Origin of the sequence: Roseburia sp. (assembly GCF_041325975.1) — a bacterium.
Classification (GTDB): domain Bacteria; phylum Bacillota; class Clostridia; order Lachnospirales; family Lachnospiraceae; genus Roseburia; species Roseburia rectibacter.
The window spans coordinates 1-15,843 of sequence record NZ_JBGLEJ010000006.1 but is presented as its reverse complement, the minus strand read 5'-3'; the positions used below and the strand labels follow the sequence as shown (position 1 = coordinate 15,843).

At 41.0% G+C, this 15,843-nt stretch carries 20 protein-coding genes; 3 read left to right on the top strand and 17 right to left on the bottom strand.

Features of this window, described 5'->3' with window-relative positions; genetic code table 11:
* From ACDD58_RS19500 to ACDD58_RS19465, 8 genes are all read right to left on the bottom strand, one after another.
* Positions 1-870: ABC transporter ATP-binding protein (locus tag ACDD58_RS19500; RefSeq protein ID WP_370778805.1), on the bottom strand; the 870-nt coding region annotated here is incomplete at its 3' end.
* Complete coding sequence (locus ACDD58_RS19495; protein WP_370778804.1) at positions 858-1,622, bottom strand: hypothetical protein; 765 nt, start codon at positions 1,620-1,622, stop codon at positions 858-860. The genes ACDD58_RS19495 and ACDD58_RS19500, both read right to left, overlap by 13 nt.
* Positions 1,612-2,142 carry an RNA polymerase sigma factor gene (locus ACDD58_RS19490; protein WP_117922057.1) on the bottom strand — a complete coding sequence of 177 codons (531 nt, stop codon included), beginning with the start codon at positions 2,140-2,142 and terminating at the stop codon, positions 1,612-1,614. Before ACDD58_RS19490 ends, ACDD58_RS19495 begins: the two co-directional genes overlap by 11 nt.
* A gap of 262 nt (positions 2,143-2,404) precedes the next feature.
* Positions 2,405-2,761, bottom strand: a complete 357-nt coding sequence (gene mobC / locus ACDD58_RS19485; RefSeq protein ID WP_117922084.1) for a plasmid mobilization relaxosome protein MobC — start codon at positions 2,759-2,761, stop codon at positions 2,405-2,407.
* Between the two features lie 130 nt (positions 2,762-2,891).
* Entirely contained in the window at positions 2,892-3,443 is a 552-nt protein-coding gene (locus ACDD58_RS19480; RefSeq protein ID WP_117922056.1) for a replicative helicase loader/inhibitor, read from the bottom strand.
* The gene (locus ACDD58_RS19475) at positions 3,436-4,251 is read right to left on the bottom strand and encodes a phage replisome organizer N-terminal domain-containing protein (RefSeq protein ID WP_117922055.1); all 816 of its coding nucleotides are present in this window, start codon (positions 4,249-4,251) and stop codon (positions 3,436-3,438) included. Before ACDD58_RS19475 ends, ACDD58_RS19480 begins: the two co-directional genes overlap by 8 nt.
* Positions 4,252-4,440 carry a helix-turn-helix domain-containing protein gene (locus ACDD58_RS19470; RefSeq protein ID WP_015522461.1) on the bottom strand — a complete coding sequence of 63 codons (189 nt, stop codon included), beginning with the start codon at positions 4,438-4,440 and terminating at the stop codon, positions 4,252-4,254.
* Complete coding sequence (locus ACDD58_RS19465; protein WP_117922054.1) at positions 4,440-4,643, bottom strand: hypothetical protein; 204 nt, start codon at positions 4,641-4,643, stop codon at positions 4,440-4,442. The genes ACDD58_RS19470 and ACDD58_RS19465 overlap by 1 nt, the downstream gene beginning before the upstream one ends.
* A 139-nt stretch (positions 4,644-4,782) precedes the next feature.
* Between ACDD58_RS19465 and ACDD58_RS19460 the strand changes: the two genes are divergently transcribed.
* From ACDD58_RS19460 to ACDD58_RS19450, 3 genes are read left to right on the top strand one after another with little or no spacing between them, the layout of a single operon-like run.
* A complete protein-coding gene (locus tag ACDD58_RS19460) occupies positions 4,783-5,511 on the top strand; it encodes a helix-turn-helix domain-containing protein (protein ID WP_117922053.1) in 729 nt (242 codons plus the stop codon).
* Between the two features lie 2 nt (positions 5,512-5,513).
* Complete coding sequence (locus tag ACDD58_RS19455) at positions 5,514-6,050, top strand: site-specific integrase (RefSeq protein ID WP_370778801.1); 537 nt, start codon at positions 5,514-5,516, stop codon at positions 6,048-6,050.
* Entirely contained in the window at positions 6,051-6,575 is a 525-nt protein-coding gene (locus tag ACDD58_RS19450; protein WP_370778807.1) for a tyrosine-type recombinase/integrase, read from the top strand. It abuts the gene before it with no gap.
* Positions 6,576-6,914: 339 nt separating this feature from the next.
* Here the strand turns inward: ACDD58_RS19450 and gdhA are convergent, their stop codons facing one another.
* The 9 genes from gdhA to ACDD58_RS19405 all read right to left on the bottom strand — a co-directional run.
* Entirely contained in the window at positions 6,915-8,273 is a 1,359-nt protein-coding gene (gene gdhA / locus ACDD58_RS19445; protein WP_117922051.1) for an NADP-specific glutamate dehydrogenase, read from the bottom strand.
* Positions 8,274-8,506: 233 nt separating this feature from the next.
* Positions 8,507-8,770: a DUF4321 domain-containing protein gene (locus ACDD58_RS19440; protein WP_117922050.1), complete on the bottom strand. Its 264-nt coding sequence runs from the start codon at positions 8,768-8,770 to the stop codon at positions 8,507-8,509.
* A gap of 81 nt (positions 8,771-8,851) precedes the next feature.
* Positions 8,852-9,625 carry a hypothetical protein gene (locus ACDD58_RS19435; RefSeq protein WP_117922049.1) on the bottom strand — a complete coding sequence of 258 codons (774 nt, stop codon included), beginning with the start codon at positions 9,623-9,625 and terminating at the stop codon, positions 8,852-8,854.
* A gap of 145 nt (positions 9,626-9,770) precedes the next feature.
* Positions 9,771-10,724 carry an L-lactate dehydrogenase gene (locus ACDD58_RS19430; RefSeq protein WP_117922048.1) on the bottom strand — a complete coding sequence of 318 codons (954 nt, stop codon included), beginning with the start codon at positions 10,722-10,724 and terminating at the stop codon, positions 9,771-9,773.
* A gap of 249 nt (positions 10,725-10,973) precedes the next feature.
* Positions 10,974-11,429 carry a MarR family winged helix-turn-helix transcriptional regulator gene (locus ACDD58_RS19425; RefSeq protein ID WP_117922047.1) on the bottom strand — a complete coding sequence of 152 codons (456 nt, stop codon included), beginning with the start codon at positions 11,427-11,429 and terminating at the stop codon, positions 10,974-10,976.
* Between the two features lie 77 nt (positions 11,430-11,506).
* Complete coding sequence (locus ACDD58_RS19420; RefSeq protein ID WP_117922046.1) at positions 11,507-12,559, bottom strand: beta-ketoacyl-ACP synthase III; 1,053 nt, start codon at positions 12,557-12,559, stop codon at positions 11,507-11,509.
* Positions 12,560-12,664: 105 nt separating this feature from the next.
* Positions 12,665-14,413 (bottom strand): acetyl-CoA carboxylase carboxyltransferase subunit alpha, encoded by a 1,749-nt coding sequence (locus tag ACDD58_RS19415; protein WP_117922045.1) that lies wholly within the window; start codon positions 14,411-14,413, stop codon positions 12,665-12,667.
* Positions 14,414-14,478: 65 nt separating this feature from the next.
* The gene (gene fabZ, locus ACDD58_RS19410; protein ID WP_015559408.1) at positions 14,479-14,907 is read right to left on the bottom strand and encodes a 3-hydroxyacyl-ACP dehydratase FabZ; all 429 of its coding nucleotides are present in this window, start codon (positions 14,905-14,907) and stop codon (positions 14,479-14,481) included.
* 63 nt (positions 14,908-14,970) lie between these two features.
* Positions 14,971-15,843, bottom strand: an 873-nt coding sequence (locus tag ACDD58_RS19405) for a beta-ketoacyl-ACP synthase II (RefSeq protein ID WP_370778797.1), incomplete at its 5' end; no start/stop codon positions are given.

The following is a 15,843-nucleotide window of genomic DNA, read 5'->3' as shown; positions in this document are numbered from 1 at the left end:
TCCCCCTGTCATTTGTGTATGATAAAGATATGCATCTTCCAGTGTACTTTCCACATTTTCTGCACCTGCAACCGGCTGTCTTTCTGAAACAATTCTTAGTTCAACATTTTCTCCACTACTTCTCATATTGCTTACAATGAAGCTACTGGTTATCTGCCCTGCTTCTTTTTCAGAAACAATACACTTCCAGACACATCCTTCTACTTTGTCAGTAATCTCTTTCTCCGTTCCTTCTTGAATCAGTTCTCCATTCTTCATAATCAAAATACGGTCTGCAATATAATCTATATCAGATACGATATGTGTAGACAGTAAAACCATCCTATTTTTTCCAAGTGAACTAATCACATTACGAAAGCGTACTCTCTCCTTTGGATCAAGCCCTGCCGTAGGTTCATCTAAAATCAAAATTTCAGGATTATTTAGAAGTGCCTGTGCAATTCCTATTCTTCGTATCATACCTCCTGAAAAAGTCTTCAGCTTTTTCTTTTTCACATTTTTTAACTCTACCATATCTAAAAGTTCGTCAATACGACTATCGGCATAATCTTCCGGTAGTGCTTTCAATGCCGCCATATATCGCAGGAAGCGTTCTGCAGTAAAATCGCCATAATATCCAAAATCCTGTGGTAAATAGCCCAATAACCTACGATACTCTGCTCCCATACTGTCTATCTCAATATTATCACAATAAATACTTCCCCCCGTTGGCTGCAAAACACCACAAATCAATCTCATTAATGTTGTTTTTCCCGCACCATTTTCTCCCAACAGTCCATACACACCATTTGTAAATGTATAATTGAATTTTCTGACTGCTTCTTTATCCTTGTATTTTTTTTGTACATCCATCAACTTTAATTCGTGCATAATACTTCTCCTTTTTCCATTTTGCTAAGCAATTTTTTTATCTGCATTACAAATAAAAGTCCCGACACAAGAAAAGCTACTGCCCATATCCAAAGAGTTGTTACAAAAAGTGCTCTCGGAATCGAACCTATTACTCCATAACTTATTGATAAAAAGATGGCACTCATGTCAAATAAAGATGAATTCTTTCCTCTTGTTTCCATTGATAAAATTCCTAATGCAGTTATACTTGATACTAGATATGGAGTTAAAATGTACAGCCCCACCTGTAATAATCCAACGCTCCAATGATAGTTCAAATAGCCAGCTATCAAAAACAATATCATAACATTTATCATACCCGACAATACCAGCCATGCAGCAACACACTGTTTTGTATTGAAATAGCAGCTTTCTCCTAACTCTGCCATTTTTCCAAAAAACAATTTATCAATCACACTAATAGACGTTATGCTAAGAATACCTGCTCCAACCATACATACAGTAATCATCCCATTTTGATTCAATCCGGTATATTGCAATGCTGTAATAAAAATAATTCCTAAACAAATAAGGACACCATAAACAGCAAAAAACAATTTATCCATGTACCAAAATTGATGAAACAAAATATTTTTTGTAGACATCATCGGCGTTCTCTGCTTTTCCATTTCCTCAATCATTGCATAATAAGTCTTTTGTTTTCTTATTTCATCAACATGAACCTGCTCATCTGCCTTTGCAAAAAGATTCTTTATTTCGCTATCTCTCATAATCATTCTCCATTAACTTTTTTAACTGATTTACACCTAATCGAAATCTTGACTTTGTAGTAGAAACACTGCACCCCATAATCTTTGCAATATCTTTAAATTTCATTTCTTCATAAATACGCAGAATAATAACTTCCCTCGTATCCTGCGAAAGTTCCTTTAATAAATTTCTCAAATAAACGGCATCCTCCGCTTCGGTCAGCATATCTTTATTATTTGGAATTTTATCAATCTCCTCCCATTCGATGGCTGTTACTTTTTCTTTCTTATCCCGGAAATAATTAAAACATATATTTCTTGCAATAGTCAGGAGATAACCTTTGAGATTATGATGTTTATAGGAAGTTCCATATTTCATAAATTTCAAAAAAGTTTCCTGAGCAATGTCGTAGGCATCATCCTCTGTTTGAACCATATATAGACAAAAGCGATAAATATCTGCATAATATCGTTCAATAATAATACCGACTGCCTCTTTATTTCCGCTATGTACTTTTTGAATCAATTCGCTGTCTTTCATAGCGTTTTCTCCAATCATAAAACGTCTTACATCTTATATAACCACTACAGAGTAAAAAAAGTTCACTATAAAATTGTTTTTTAATATTTTTTTGCCATTCATTCTCAAATACGCACAATAGCTCGCTTAATTCTACTTCCTGCAATTTATTATATAACTATTTTCCGCACCTGCGTTTATATTATATTCAAACAAATTATTTCTACCTTTTTTCTCCTCTTAGAGTAACACTTCCCACACAATCCTGCACCGGAAACTCTGGTTACCCATTATGTATCAACGGCTGCTTTTTCAACATCGCCTTCTGCGTCTTCCACACCTGTTCCATAATCGCCTTCACTTCTGCCATATCCTCTTCATAAACATTCCCGGTACTGTTAATTCTTTTTGCAATTTGATTCAAATTCCTACTAATCTTTCCAAGCGTTTCATTGTATTGCCTTAGATAAGAATAATCTACATCATAAACAAATCCAAAGAGTATTAGTGTCCGGATGTAATCCGAAGCACTCTTCCGCTTAGACAGTTCCACCTTCCTGTCCAGAATATATTTTTCATTATCACTCAAATAAATTTTCAGTTCATTTTTCCTCGTTCTATTGGCTCTAACCTTTGCCATATCGCTCCATCCTTTCAAATAATTTTAAGGGTTAGGGAATTCTCCCTAAATGATAAATTTGAGCATTTCTTCTGTAGGAGAAATCACTCATTTTATCGCCTGTGAGGGAACACAGGCAGTGCTTGCTAAGTTAGGTTTTATCCTTTTCCTGCTCTATTCCCTTTTGTCCTTTCTGTGCCAGTTCCGCCAAGCGATTCTGCACCATTTCCCATAAGTTCGGCAATGCACTTTCTACATTCACTTCTGTTCTTTTCCGCTTTTTGATTGCTTGATAGATTTCTGCAAATCTAGCTCGATCCGCAACGATATTTTCTGACAGGCAGATATTCTGAAAGCCTAGGCGCTTTACGACTTCTCTGGTAATTTCATCAAAACTTTCCATTACCGCTTTCTCCTGATACATTCCGTAATGCCCGATTGCTTTACTGACTTTCTCCCAGCCTTCACTCCAATCAGAAATCACCGGGCTAACCAACTCTGCATAAATCTCCCGCAGTTCCGCAACGGTAGGCTTGAATTTATTTGTCAGCATATATTGTTGGAGTACCTTGGATAAAATCTGATAGTCCAGATCATGTAACAAGGCGTACCACACATCCAACGCTTGTTCCGTCCCAATAAAATCTTTTCCATACATTGCCTGCATGGCTACAACCAATGTTGCAAATTCCTGTTTAGTCACCGAAAACACCTCCCGTACTTTTTATCTTTTCACGCTCCAACCATGGGCTTACATTGCTTCCGCTTACCTTTTCCTTTTTCCCTTTCAATGGAAAGAAATCCGTCCAGCCATTCTGAATTGTCTGCTTAATAATTGCCACTTGTTCTACTGGAGAATTCGATAAACTTTCCAGCTTATCAATGCAATAACCGATTGCTTTCCCCTTCACTTCCTTGCCTTTTTCTTTTCGATATTCCAGATAAGAAAAGAACATACTATTCACCACAGGATCATCAAAATAAGAAGGAATTTCCTCTATCTCTGGTTCTCCCTCTTTCTTTGGCTTCTTCTCTTCCTTTTCACTGTTCTCTATCTCTGGGTTACCAGAAATTTCTGTGGTGTTACTTTCCGTTACAGTTGCATTACATTGTAACGTTGCCTGCTCTTTTTCCTTTAGGAGCTTTTGATTCGCCCTATGATTTCTGACTCTCGATGCTGAAGCGCTCTCACTGCCAACCATGTCCTCCAAGTACAATAACTGTAACGATTGATCGTCCAAGAACACAGCCGCATGATATTGGCACAAAGCAGAAATCGTCAGTTTCACAAGTGCCGACTTTTCTCCCGTATCCAATGCTATTTCCTCATCTAAAGTCGGCAAAATATGTTGATAGTAAATAATCCCTTCTGTATTAATTGCCTTTAACAACAGTTTCAGATAAAGCAGGACGATACTGTCTCCCTCCGGCAAAGTTCGCAGCTGTTTGATGATCAGTTCCTGAAAGAAACCCACCTGCAATTTCAACCAGTAATATCGTTTTCCTGCCATTTAGCATTTCCCTCCGCTCTGAATAAACGCCTCCAGCATACTTCTGTAAATGATGTAATGATAGCGGCTCTTTCCATCTTTCTTGATGGCATATCCAATCGGCAGCCGCTCCTGTCTCATCAAAAACTGTAAGGTCACAACATCCATGTTAAGCAGCTTTGCAGCCTCTTTTGTCGTAACTCGTTCCATTAGCGTTCCTCCTCTCTATGTGTCTCCTCTTTGCCGCTTCTGACCTTCTTAATCGCCGAATTCAGCCGTTCAAGCTGTTTCCCCTTCAAGTCCTTCCTGAGCCATCTGCAAAGCGTAAATTCGGAAATCCCCATTGCTTCCGCCACTTCCCACTGCTTTACCTGATTTTGCTTCATCAGCAGTTTTACTTCATCTTTTTTCACCTGTTTCTCCTCCATATTTTTGTTGACATTGTTGCTGTTGTTGTCTATACTAATTATGTACTATATAGTACATATAAGCAATTCTGTTTCTTATATGGTACGAGCAAATATGATGTGTAAATGAAAGGAGTACATGAAAATGTTGACAAATCAAGATGGAATCCGGGAACGGATCATTCAAATCCGAAAAGAAAGGGGGTTATCACAGAACCAACTAGCAAAAGACTTTGGAATTTCCAGAACGCATTACTGCAACGTAGAGAACGGTAAGAAACCTGTAACAGAGAGCTTTCTCAAAGTACTAGCCAGCGGTTACAAGATCCCTATGGAAGCATTTATTCCTAATGAGAATGGAGATTTAATGCAATATTGCGAATGCACCAATGATTTTGTGAATGCAATCATTGATGACTATTTCAATTCCTTTGAAATACGCAAATACTACATTAACAAATATGAACAGCCTTATTACGGTGTCCTCTCCTATCTGTATGATATCGGCTATACGGTTGAATATGAACTTCTTCAAGAAGCCCATTTACAGGATTCCTTCGATACTGCAACCGGATCTGTTGATGTAAAAGAATTTGCTGAAGATGGCGTGATCCACGTCTATTCAAATGAGACTGGAAAAGACGTTGCCCAGATACCATTAACCAAACTGTCTGAACTGGAAAAAGAAGTAAAAGATTTTGTAGAATATAAGCTATCTACATACAAGGTGGCTAATCCTACCAAACGTTCTGACCTGCTTCCAAAGTCCATTTATGCTTTTGATATTCCAAATGAAATTGCAAGAGTAAAACGCTACAAGGAATATGCAGAGTATTGCCTTAAACAATTAGAACAAATGCAGAAAGAAGGTTAAATATGAAGTTACCAAACTCTTACGGCAGCGTAATCAAGCTTGGTGGCAAACGGCGAAAGCCCTACGCTGTCCGTATCTCAAAACTTGTGGAAGACGATACCGGGAAGGTCAAGCGAAAATACACCTACCTGGCTTATTTCTCCAAACCGGAAATGGCTTACACCTATCTTGCTGAATACAATAGCGGAGCCGTTGTTCCAGAGCATATGAAATACTCGGACTCGCCTACTTTCGCAGAGATGTACGAGAAATGGAAGAAATACCGAAAATCGCTTAAAAACCAGATTAGTGATTCCACATGGCGAAATTATGAGATTGCTTTTCATCATTTCAGTGAACTGCATGACCGCAAATTTATTTCCATCAGGACAAATGATCTGCAGCAATGCTTAAATGCCTACAATCACAAATCGCAGACTACGATTTCTTCCATGCGAGCCGTCCTGAAGGCTATGTATCAATATGCTAAACTGAATGAATACATAGACAGGGATTTTACAGAAGGTCTCGTTTATGAATGGACAAATTCTACAGAGTAGATTCATGACAGGTATTCCGATGAAGAGATTAAAACACTCTGGTCGAAGCTATATGAAATCAACAATGTAGATATTATCTTGATTATGATTTACACCGGCTTGCGACCAACCGAGCTGTTGGAAATCCAGACGGAAAATGTCCATTTAGACGAAAAGTACATGGTAGGTGGCATGAAAACCGAAGCCGGGAAAGACAGAATTATCCCACTGAACGATAAGATTATCCCTCTCGTCAAGAACCGCTACGACCCAAACAAGAAATACCTGATTAATAACAAGTTTGGAAATCATTACACCTACGGAACCTACATGAATGGCAATTTTAACACGTGCATGGGAAAACTCAAAATGAAACACCTGCCCCACGATGGCAGACACACCTTTGCTGCACTTATGGACAGCGCCGGAGCAAATGACGTATGTATCAAACTGATTATGGGACACAGTATGAAAAACGACACCACCAAGGGAACGTACACCCATAAGACTTTAGAAGAACTTCTTACAGAAGTGAACAAGATATAAAACAATAAATCAAGACTGATTGCTGGATACACTTATGATATTTCTTTTATTTAACGTCACACTTATGTTCAGCCTAAATCATCTTGAAAAGCAAAGGATGAAATGCTTCCAAAAGCATTCAAAATCAGTAAAAACGAGTGTATACCACCTGTATATCACTTGTGTACCGCGTGTATATAACGACCTCAAAATAACGTAAATTATCTTCTATTTATGAATATTCTGACAATTCTTTTGTCACTTCAGTACATAAAGAAAAGCCCCAGAAATTCAACATTTCCAGGACTTCTCAATATCCTATATTATCTTAGAAATTCTTAATTAGCTGTTAATCGTAGATTAACATACACCCTGAGCTAACATAGCATCAACAACCTTCTCAAATCCGGCAATGTTTGCACCAGCAACATAGTCTGTCTGACCACCAACTGTTGCATTGTATCTCTTTGCAGCATCTGAAATGTTTGCGTAGATTGTTTCCATGATTCCTTTGAGTTTTCCATCAACTTCTTCAAATGTCCAGGAAAGTCTCTCAGAGTTCTGGCTCATCTCAAGTGCAGATGTAGCAACACCACCGGCATTGGCAGCTTTACCACCTACGAATAATACGCCGTTCTCCTGTAAGTATTTTGTTGCCTCTAATGTTGTAGGCATGTTAGCACCCTCCGTTACGGAAGTAACACCGTTAGCAACTAACATCTTAGCATCCTCAAGGTCTAACTCATTCTGTGTAGCACATGGAAGAGCTAAATCTACTTTGTACTGCCATACACCATGCTCACCGTTTTCTTTTGCATGATATTCTGCGGATGATTTTGCAGCTGCATACTCTGTAAGACGTGCACGTTTTACTTCTTTTACTTCTTTCAAAAGTGCAACATCGATTCCTTCCGGATCATAGATCCATCCAGTAGAATCAGAACATGTTACAACTTTAACACCTAACTGCTGTGCTTTCTCGATTGCATAGATAGCTACGTTACCAGATCCGGAAACTGCTGCTGTCTTGCCTTCAAGGCTCATACTGTGATCTTTCCATAATGCGTTTGTCAGGTATAACAGACCATATCCTGTAGCCTGTGTACGGGCAAGTGATCCACCGTAAGTAAGTCCTTTTCCTGTAAGAACACCTTCGAAGGAACCACGGATTCTCTTATACTGTCCGAACATGAAACCGATCTCTCTTGCACCTGTTCCGATATCTCCGGCTGGTACGTCGACGTCTGCACCGATGTATTTTGAAAGCTCTGTCATAAAGCTCTGGCAGAATGCCATGATCTCTCTGTCTGATTTGCCCTTAGGATCGAAATCAGAACCACCTTTACCACCACCGATTGGAAGTGTTGTAAGTGAGTTTTTGAAAATCTGCTCAAAACCTAAGAATTTGATAATACCAAGGTTTACAGATGGATGAAGTCTTAAACCTCCCTTGTACGGTCCAATTGCATTGTTGAACTGTACACGGAATCCTCTGTTTACCTGAACCTGTCCATTGTCATCTACCCACGGAACGCGGAACATGATCTGACGATCCGGCTCTGTAATTCTCTCTAAGATTGCATTCTTTCTGTATAACTCTTCGTTTGCATCAATAACAGGTCTTAAGGAATCAAGAACCTCTGTTACTGCCTGTAAAAATTCAGGCTGATCTGCATTTTTTTTCTTTACTACTTCGAGTACTTCATCAACGTATCCCATTTTACAATCTCTCCTTACTTATAGTATATACTCCATACAATGCCATTTACACTGCATGATCCTAACGGTTCTCCCGCTGGTTTCGTTTTGACACACTTATTTTATTATAAAATGAATCTATGTGCAATATTTTTTTCTTTATTTCACTAAATTATTAAAGTTTCACAGTGTAATAGCCGTTTTTTTGCAGTATTTCAGGTTCAATTATTCATTTTCATACTCATATTTTCTTTTTATAATAACCGGTAAATGATAATGGCAATCAATACTCCGATAATACTTGCGATCGTAATCTTGATACTTAACCCGAATGTAATGACTAAAATTCCAAGATCTAGCACGATCGGATTTGCAAATCCAAATGTCTGTCCGTAATTAAGCCAGCTTAAAAATGGTACTCCTGCCGCCAGGCTTCCAATAAAACCTCCAAGTACGATTCCTGCCAGTAATAATAAAAACAATGCCCAGTTATTTTTTCCCGCAATTCCCTTGCTCATGCCGTTCCTCCGTTTTTTTATCTCTTGTTCTTATACCGGAACCAATAGTACGCTTTTCTATACTATCATCCTGGGGAAAAACTAATCTGCATCATATACCTGACCAAGTTCTGTAATATAAATTTCCGGTTCCGACTGCGCACCTGCTGCTTTTACATTTGTTTTACGATTAAGAATAATTAAGTAACGATATACTTCTCCTTTCGGATTCTGCACATCAATTTTTACACTTGTATAGTCTTTCTGGATTTTTACAGAACTTCCATTTTTCAGCTTTTTATCCTTAGTTATAACGTATTTTGACTTCTTGGAATCCCGATAATGGTCATTGGAATACATTGTTTTTAATTTCCATCCCTTTTTCAGCTTATAGCTTACTTTTACCTTTGACTTATCCGACCAATAATTGCATAATTTGCCCGTACCATTCTTATATACATTTTTTCCATTTAATTTAACATATGAGAATGGATCTGCTTTTTTTACAGTTATATTCGTAGATAACTTATATGTTTTTCCTCCCTGCTTTACTTTACAGCTTACTTTACAGCTTCCGGTCTTTAACGTTTTAACATAAATTCCCTGATTAACATTGTACAGATAGTCGTATTTAAGTACCGAAGTATCTGAGATCTTAACATCTGTTACCTGTGCTTTTGATGAAACATTTACAAAACGAAGGGTTTCTACATAACTTGACTCATCTCCCAGAAAAACCGTTCTCTTTTTCGAATCAAATGCCGGTACTTTCTTTGTCGCCGCCACTGCATGCTCCTGCGGTATCACAAAGATCAAAGTAAACAACAGTGTAAATACCAAAATTCCTGACAACCATCTCTTTTTTTCTCTTATCATAACTTTCCCCCCCTGTGGTAATTTTTATTTAATAACAAATTACACTCTTCGCGAGCGAACCTACTACTGAATTATAGCAGATTCCTGCCATCACAGGCAAGAAATTTTCCGCTGACACATTATCTGTTACCGTTTAACCACAAGATTATAAAACCTGTTCTGCCATCTCTTTTAAGATCTGTGCTGATTTCTGAAGCTGTTTCTGCTCGCCCTCATCCAGAGAAATCGGAACCTGTCTCTCGATTCCGTTCTTTCCAACGATTGCAGGCATACTTAAAACCACATCCTCCACACCATACATTCCGTGGATCATACCGGAAACCGGAAGAATGGATTTTTCATCACGAACGATTGCCTCGCAGATTCGTTTTACAGACATTGCGATTCCATAATAAGTTGCATTTTTCTTTGCAATGATCTCATAGGCGCTGTTGCGCACATTTGCCGCAATGCGTTCCATAGAATCGTCATGATTGAAATGGCCTCGCATCTCGCAGAACGTATTTAACGGAATTCCTGATACATTCGCACTGCTCCATGCAGCAATCTCACTGTCCCCATGCTCCCCGATGATAAAGGCATGCACGCTCCGGCTGTCCACACCAAGATGTTCTCCCAGCTCATACTTCAACCTTGCCGTATCTAAAACCGTACCGGAACCGATCACGCGGTTTTCCGGCATCCCGCTCAATTTATGAGCCGTATATGTAAGGATATCTACCGGGTTTGACACGATAAGCAGGATTCCCTGATAATTTCTCTTTGCGATCTCCGGAATAATACTCTTAAAAATGCCGACATTTTTCTGTACCAGATCCAGTCTTGTCTCTCCCGGTTTCTGATTTGCACCGGCCGTCACAACGATGATCGCTGCATCCATGATATCATCATATCCACCTGCATAAATTTTCATTGGTCTTGCAAATGGGATTCCATGGGAAATATCCATTGCCTCCCCTTCTGCTTTCTCTGTATTCGCATCGATCAAAACCATCTCGGAAAAAAGTCCGCTCTGCATCAGTCCAAACGCAGAGGTCGCACCTACAAATCCACATCCGATCACTGCCACTTTCCTGTTGTTTAATTCTGTCTTTTCCATAATATTCCTCCATTTCCTGCCCCATCCGTATGTCTCTCTGGCGCAAATCCTGTGTGTGAAGATCTGTTATTCACACAGTTGTCCTTGTTTCTGGTATCATCTTAATTTATTTCGGGCAGATTGTATGTTGTAATTACAACATTTATTTGAGAATATCTATCATGATGCAGGTATCAAAAAAGGATGCCTCCCGTTTCCGGAAAACACCCTTAAATATCTATATAACATCCACAACTTTATCCAAACCCTTTACGCTTCTTCATTCTCCCCATATACCTGCTGGAAAAAGTCCACCAGTTTTGCCAGTGAATAGATCAGCACCGTTATCTCCTGTTTATTAAGCTCTCCCTTGATATGGTCGATCATCCGATGATGAAACTCCTCATGATGCAGGTAAGCTGCCTTTCCTTTTTCAGTCAGGCATACCCAGACAACACGCTTATCCTGCTTGCTGCGCTCCCTGACAACATACCCTTTATCTGTCAGACCATCCATCGCCTTTGTCAGCGTTCCTGTCGTGACATTCATCAGTTTTGCCACAGTGCTCATGCTCTTTGGCTCTGACATGCCAATCGCTTCTATTACATGAAAATCATTATAGGTAAGATCCTTAAAGTCATCGGTGATCAGTGATTTCCCTTCGATCTCCATAATGTCTTTAAATAATTTTACCAATAATTCATTTAATGTTTCATCTGCCGTCATTCAAATATACTCCTATTCATGGCAGTACCATTTGTCGTTTACCTGCATAACCACAATCAATCTGTTTCTTGCCGCCTCTACCATGTCAAAACCGTCGCGCCCCATGTCAGCCCTGCTCCAAATCCTGCCAAAACTATTTTTTTACCTTCACATATCATACCATGTTTATTGATATTATCAAGTAAAATCGGTACGCTTGCTGCAGAAATATTGCCACATTCTTCCAGATTCGTCGGAAATTTTTCCATCGGCTGATGCAGTCTTTTTGCAACAGATTCAATAATACGCAGGTTTGCCTGATGAAGTACAAACAGATCAATATCTTCCACTTTAAGTCCAGCTTTATCTACCGCTTTCTCAATTACTTTTGGCACCGTCTTTACTGCAAATTTGTATACTTCCTGTCCGTTCATCGACACATAGGAAAGTGTGGCATCATTGACTGCAAATGGATTATTGACCGGACGGTTATCACAGCGGAGTACTTCTCCACGCGCGCCGTCAGATCCCTGCACCATGCTTAGAATGCCGCTTTTATTACTTTTGCTTTCTGCATCCGGCTGCGTCCTTCCAAAATCTGATTTACCGCCTGAATTATTCTGTTTACCATCTTCCTTCCCATCATCTTCCGCCGCAACGACTGCAGCCCCGGCGCCGTCCCCAAACAGCACACATGTACTTCTGTCATTCCAGTCCATGATCTTTGAAAGAGTCTCTGCACCGATGACAAGTGCCTTTTTATAAACACCATTTTCCAGATACATCTGCACCGTATTTAACGCAAATAAAAATCCGGAGCACGCTGCATTTAAATCAAAAGCCACTGCGTTTTTTGCCCCCAGGGCACTCTGCACCTCGCAGGAAAGATTGGGAAGAAATTTATCTGCAGTAACCGTCGCTGCAATGATAAGATCAAGTTCTTCTGCGGTTACTCCTGCATCCCTTAAAGCATCGTTTGCTGCTGCAACGGCAAGTCCTGTTGTCGTTTCTTCTACCGCAAGGTGCCTTGCACCGATTCCCGTGCGGCTTTTGATCCACTCGTCCGAGGTATCCATCAATTTACTTAAGTCATCATTTGTTACCCGAAGTTTCGGGACTGCACTTCCTGTTCCCTTGATTTTGATTCTCATACTTTTTCCTCATTACCAGAGTTTATTTTTTCATCTGCCCTCTGCGAAATATCCCGGCAATTTTTTACCGGAATCTATAAAATACAGGCTCACATAATCTGCTTCTTAGAACGCACGAAATCTATCATAACGCTCTTTTGCAAGCTGTTCTCCCGTTTTTCCATTCTGCCGCTCTAAAAATTCTTTCATATGACCTTTCATATATCTGGAGATCGATTCACATGCCTTTTCATCCGCTGCTCCATATTCAGGGATGATCTGCTCTATAATATTTAATGCATACAGATCATGCGCAGTGATCTTCATGACCTCACTTGCTTCCTTCGCACGTTTTCCATCTTTCCAGAGGATCGATGCAAAGCCCTCCGGGGATAGAACAGAATATGTAGCATTTTCGAGCATCCATACTTCATTGCCGACCGACAACGCGAGTGCACCGCCACTTCCGCCTTCTCCGATCATCAGGCATAAAATTGGAACCTTGATGGCTGACATCTCGTAGAGATTTCTTGCGATTGCCTCCCCCTGTCCGCGTTCTTCCGCTTCTTTTCCGCAGAATGCACCGGAGGTATTCACAAATGTAATGATCGGACGGTTGAATTTTTCTGCCTGTTTCATCAGACGCAGTGCTTTTCTGTAACCTTCCGGTGAAGGCATTCCGTAATTATGGCGCATGCAGTCTTTTAAATCTTTTCCTTTATGAATCCCTATCACAGTAACCGGCTGGCCATCGAGATAAGCAACACCACCCACGATCGCAGGATCATCCGCAAACTGTCTGTCCCCGTGAAATTCCATAAAATCATCAAAAATATTTTCCATATAATCCACGGAAGCAAGTCTGTCTGCACGTCTTGCCGCACGCACCTTTTCCCATGCAGAAAGCGGCTGTGCCTTTGTTGCCCGCTCTTTCATGACCTCTGTCGGCTCGTAACAGTCATCGCTGCGCAGTGGATCAAAGTTGGCATATCCTTCTGTTTTCTGATGCATTTTTAAGATGCGGTAAAGTGTCATTTTTAAATCTTTACGTTCCACGATCGCATCCACAAAACCATGCTCTAACTGGAACTGGGCTCTCTGGAATCCTTCCGGCAGTTTTTCCCCGATCGTCTGCTCGATAACACGCGGCCCGGCAAACCCGATCAACGCCCCCGGCTCTGCGAGGATGATATCACCTAGCATTGCAAAACTTGCCGTCACACCTCCGGTTGTAGGATCGGTTAACACTGGCACATATAAAAGTCCTGCCTCGGAATGTTTTTTTAATGCAGCCGCCGTCTTTGCCATCTGCATCAGGGAAACGATTCCCTCCTGCATTCTTGCACCACCGGAACAACAGAATAAAATAACCGGAAGAGAAAGTTCTGTCGCACGCTCCACCGCAAGTGCGATTTTTTCTCCCACAACATGCCCCATACTGCTCATCATAAACCGGGCATCACACACGCCGATCACCGTCTCAAGTCCATAGATCCTGCATTTTCCGACTGTGACTGCCTCATGCAGTCCTGTCTTTTCCTGTGCGGCTTTGATCTTCTCCGGATATCCCGGAAAATCAAGCGGATTTTTTGACTCCAATTCCTCAAACCACGGCTCAAAGGTATCCTTATCCGCAACCATGCGGATCCTGTTTTTGGTACGGACGCGGAAATAATTGCCGCACTCATAACAGACATATTTATTTTTTTCCGCAGTTTTCTTATTGATCTCTCTGCCACAAGCCGGACAGACGATCGTTGCCGGCGGCTCTGTATTAACTGTCTCTGCCTCTTTTTTTGCTGCCTCTACCGTTTTCTGTGGTTCTTCTACCGTCTCTGTTACTTCTTTTTTCTTCTTCAAAAAAAATGCTGCCATACTTTCCCCTTTTTGCCTGTTTACAGTTATTTATCAAACCTGCGCTGTTCCAGACTCTCTTAACTTCAACTGATCGCAAATGTCAGCTCCGCGATACATGCAATGTCATCCCCCACCTTCGCTGTGGCACGGCCGACACCGATCGGGCCTTTTTGCTTTATGATCTCTGTTTCCAATATCAACACATCTCCCGGCACTACTTTCCGTTTGAATTTTGCAGAATTGATTCCCGCAAAATATGCAGTTTTTCCGCGGTTTTCTTCCACCGAGAGAATTGCAACCGCTCCGGTCTGTGCCAGTGCTTCAATGATCAGTACGCCCGGCATGACCGGCTCATTTGGAAAATGTCCGCCAAAGAATGGCTCATTGTAGCTGACACATTTTTTTGCAACGGCACGCATGCCGGATTCTAATTCTTCCACCGTGTCGATCAGCAAAAACGGCTGACGATGCGGAATGATCTCCATGATCTGTTTCGTTGTTAAAACGGACATAATTGCCTCCCTGTTTTCCAAAATAAAATTTGCCCACTGGTGAGCAGAGGCATTTCCTCCCAATTATTCACTGTATTTTTTCAGCAGGATACTTGCATTGTGTCCGCCGAAACCAAGTGAGTTGCTCAGTGCATACGGCACATCCATCTGTACCGCCTCTTTACAGTAATCAAGATCCAGTTCTTCATCCGGTGTCGTGTAACCGACGGTCGCATGTACAAAACTGTCCTGAATTTCTTTGACACAGGTTACAAATTCAATGGCACCGGCGGCACCGAGCAGATGTCCAACCATAGATTTGGTGGAATTGACCTTCATATCATATGCGTGATCGCCAAAAGCAAGTTTGATCGCACGCGTTTCAAACAGGTCGTTGTGATGCGTGGATGTTCCATGTGCATTGATGTAGGTGATTTCTTCCGAACGGATGCCTGCATCTTCCACCGCATTGGTCATGGCGCGGGCTGCACCGGCACCATCCTCAGCAGGCGAAGTAATATGGTATGCATCGGATGATGTTCCGTATCCGACTACTTCCGCATATATTTTTGCTCCACGTGCTTTTGCATGTTCTAATTCCTCTAATACAACGATCGCAGCACCTTCTCCCATCACAAAACCACTGCGGTTTTTGTCAAATGGAATCGAGCATTTTGCCGGATCACTCTCAGTGGAAAGTGCCGTCAGAGATGTGAATCCTGCAATTCCAAGCGGGCAGATCGCGCCCTCTGTTCCACCGGCAACCATCACATCTGCTTCACCATACTGAATACTCCGGAATGCCTCACCGATACTGTTTGTTCCGGTTGCACATGCTGTTACCACATTGATACTCTTTCCTTTCAGTCCAAATGCAATGGAAACATTTCCGGCTGCCATGTTGGAAATGACAAGCGGTACGAACAGCGGATTCACTTTTGACGGTCCTTTTTCCAA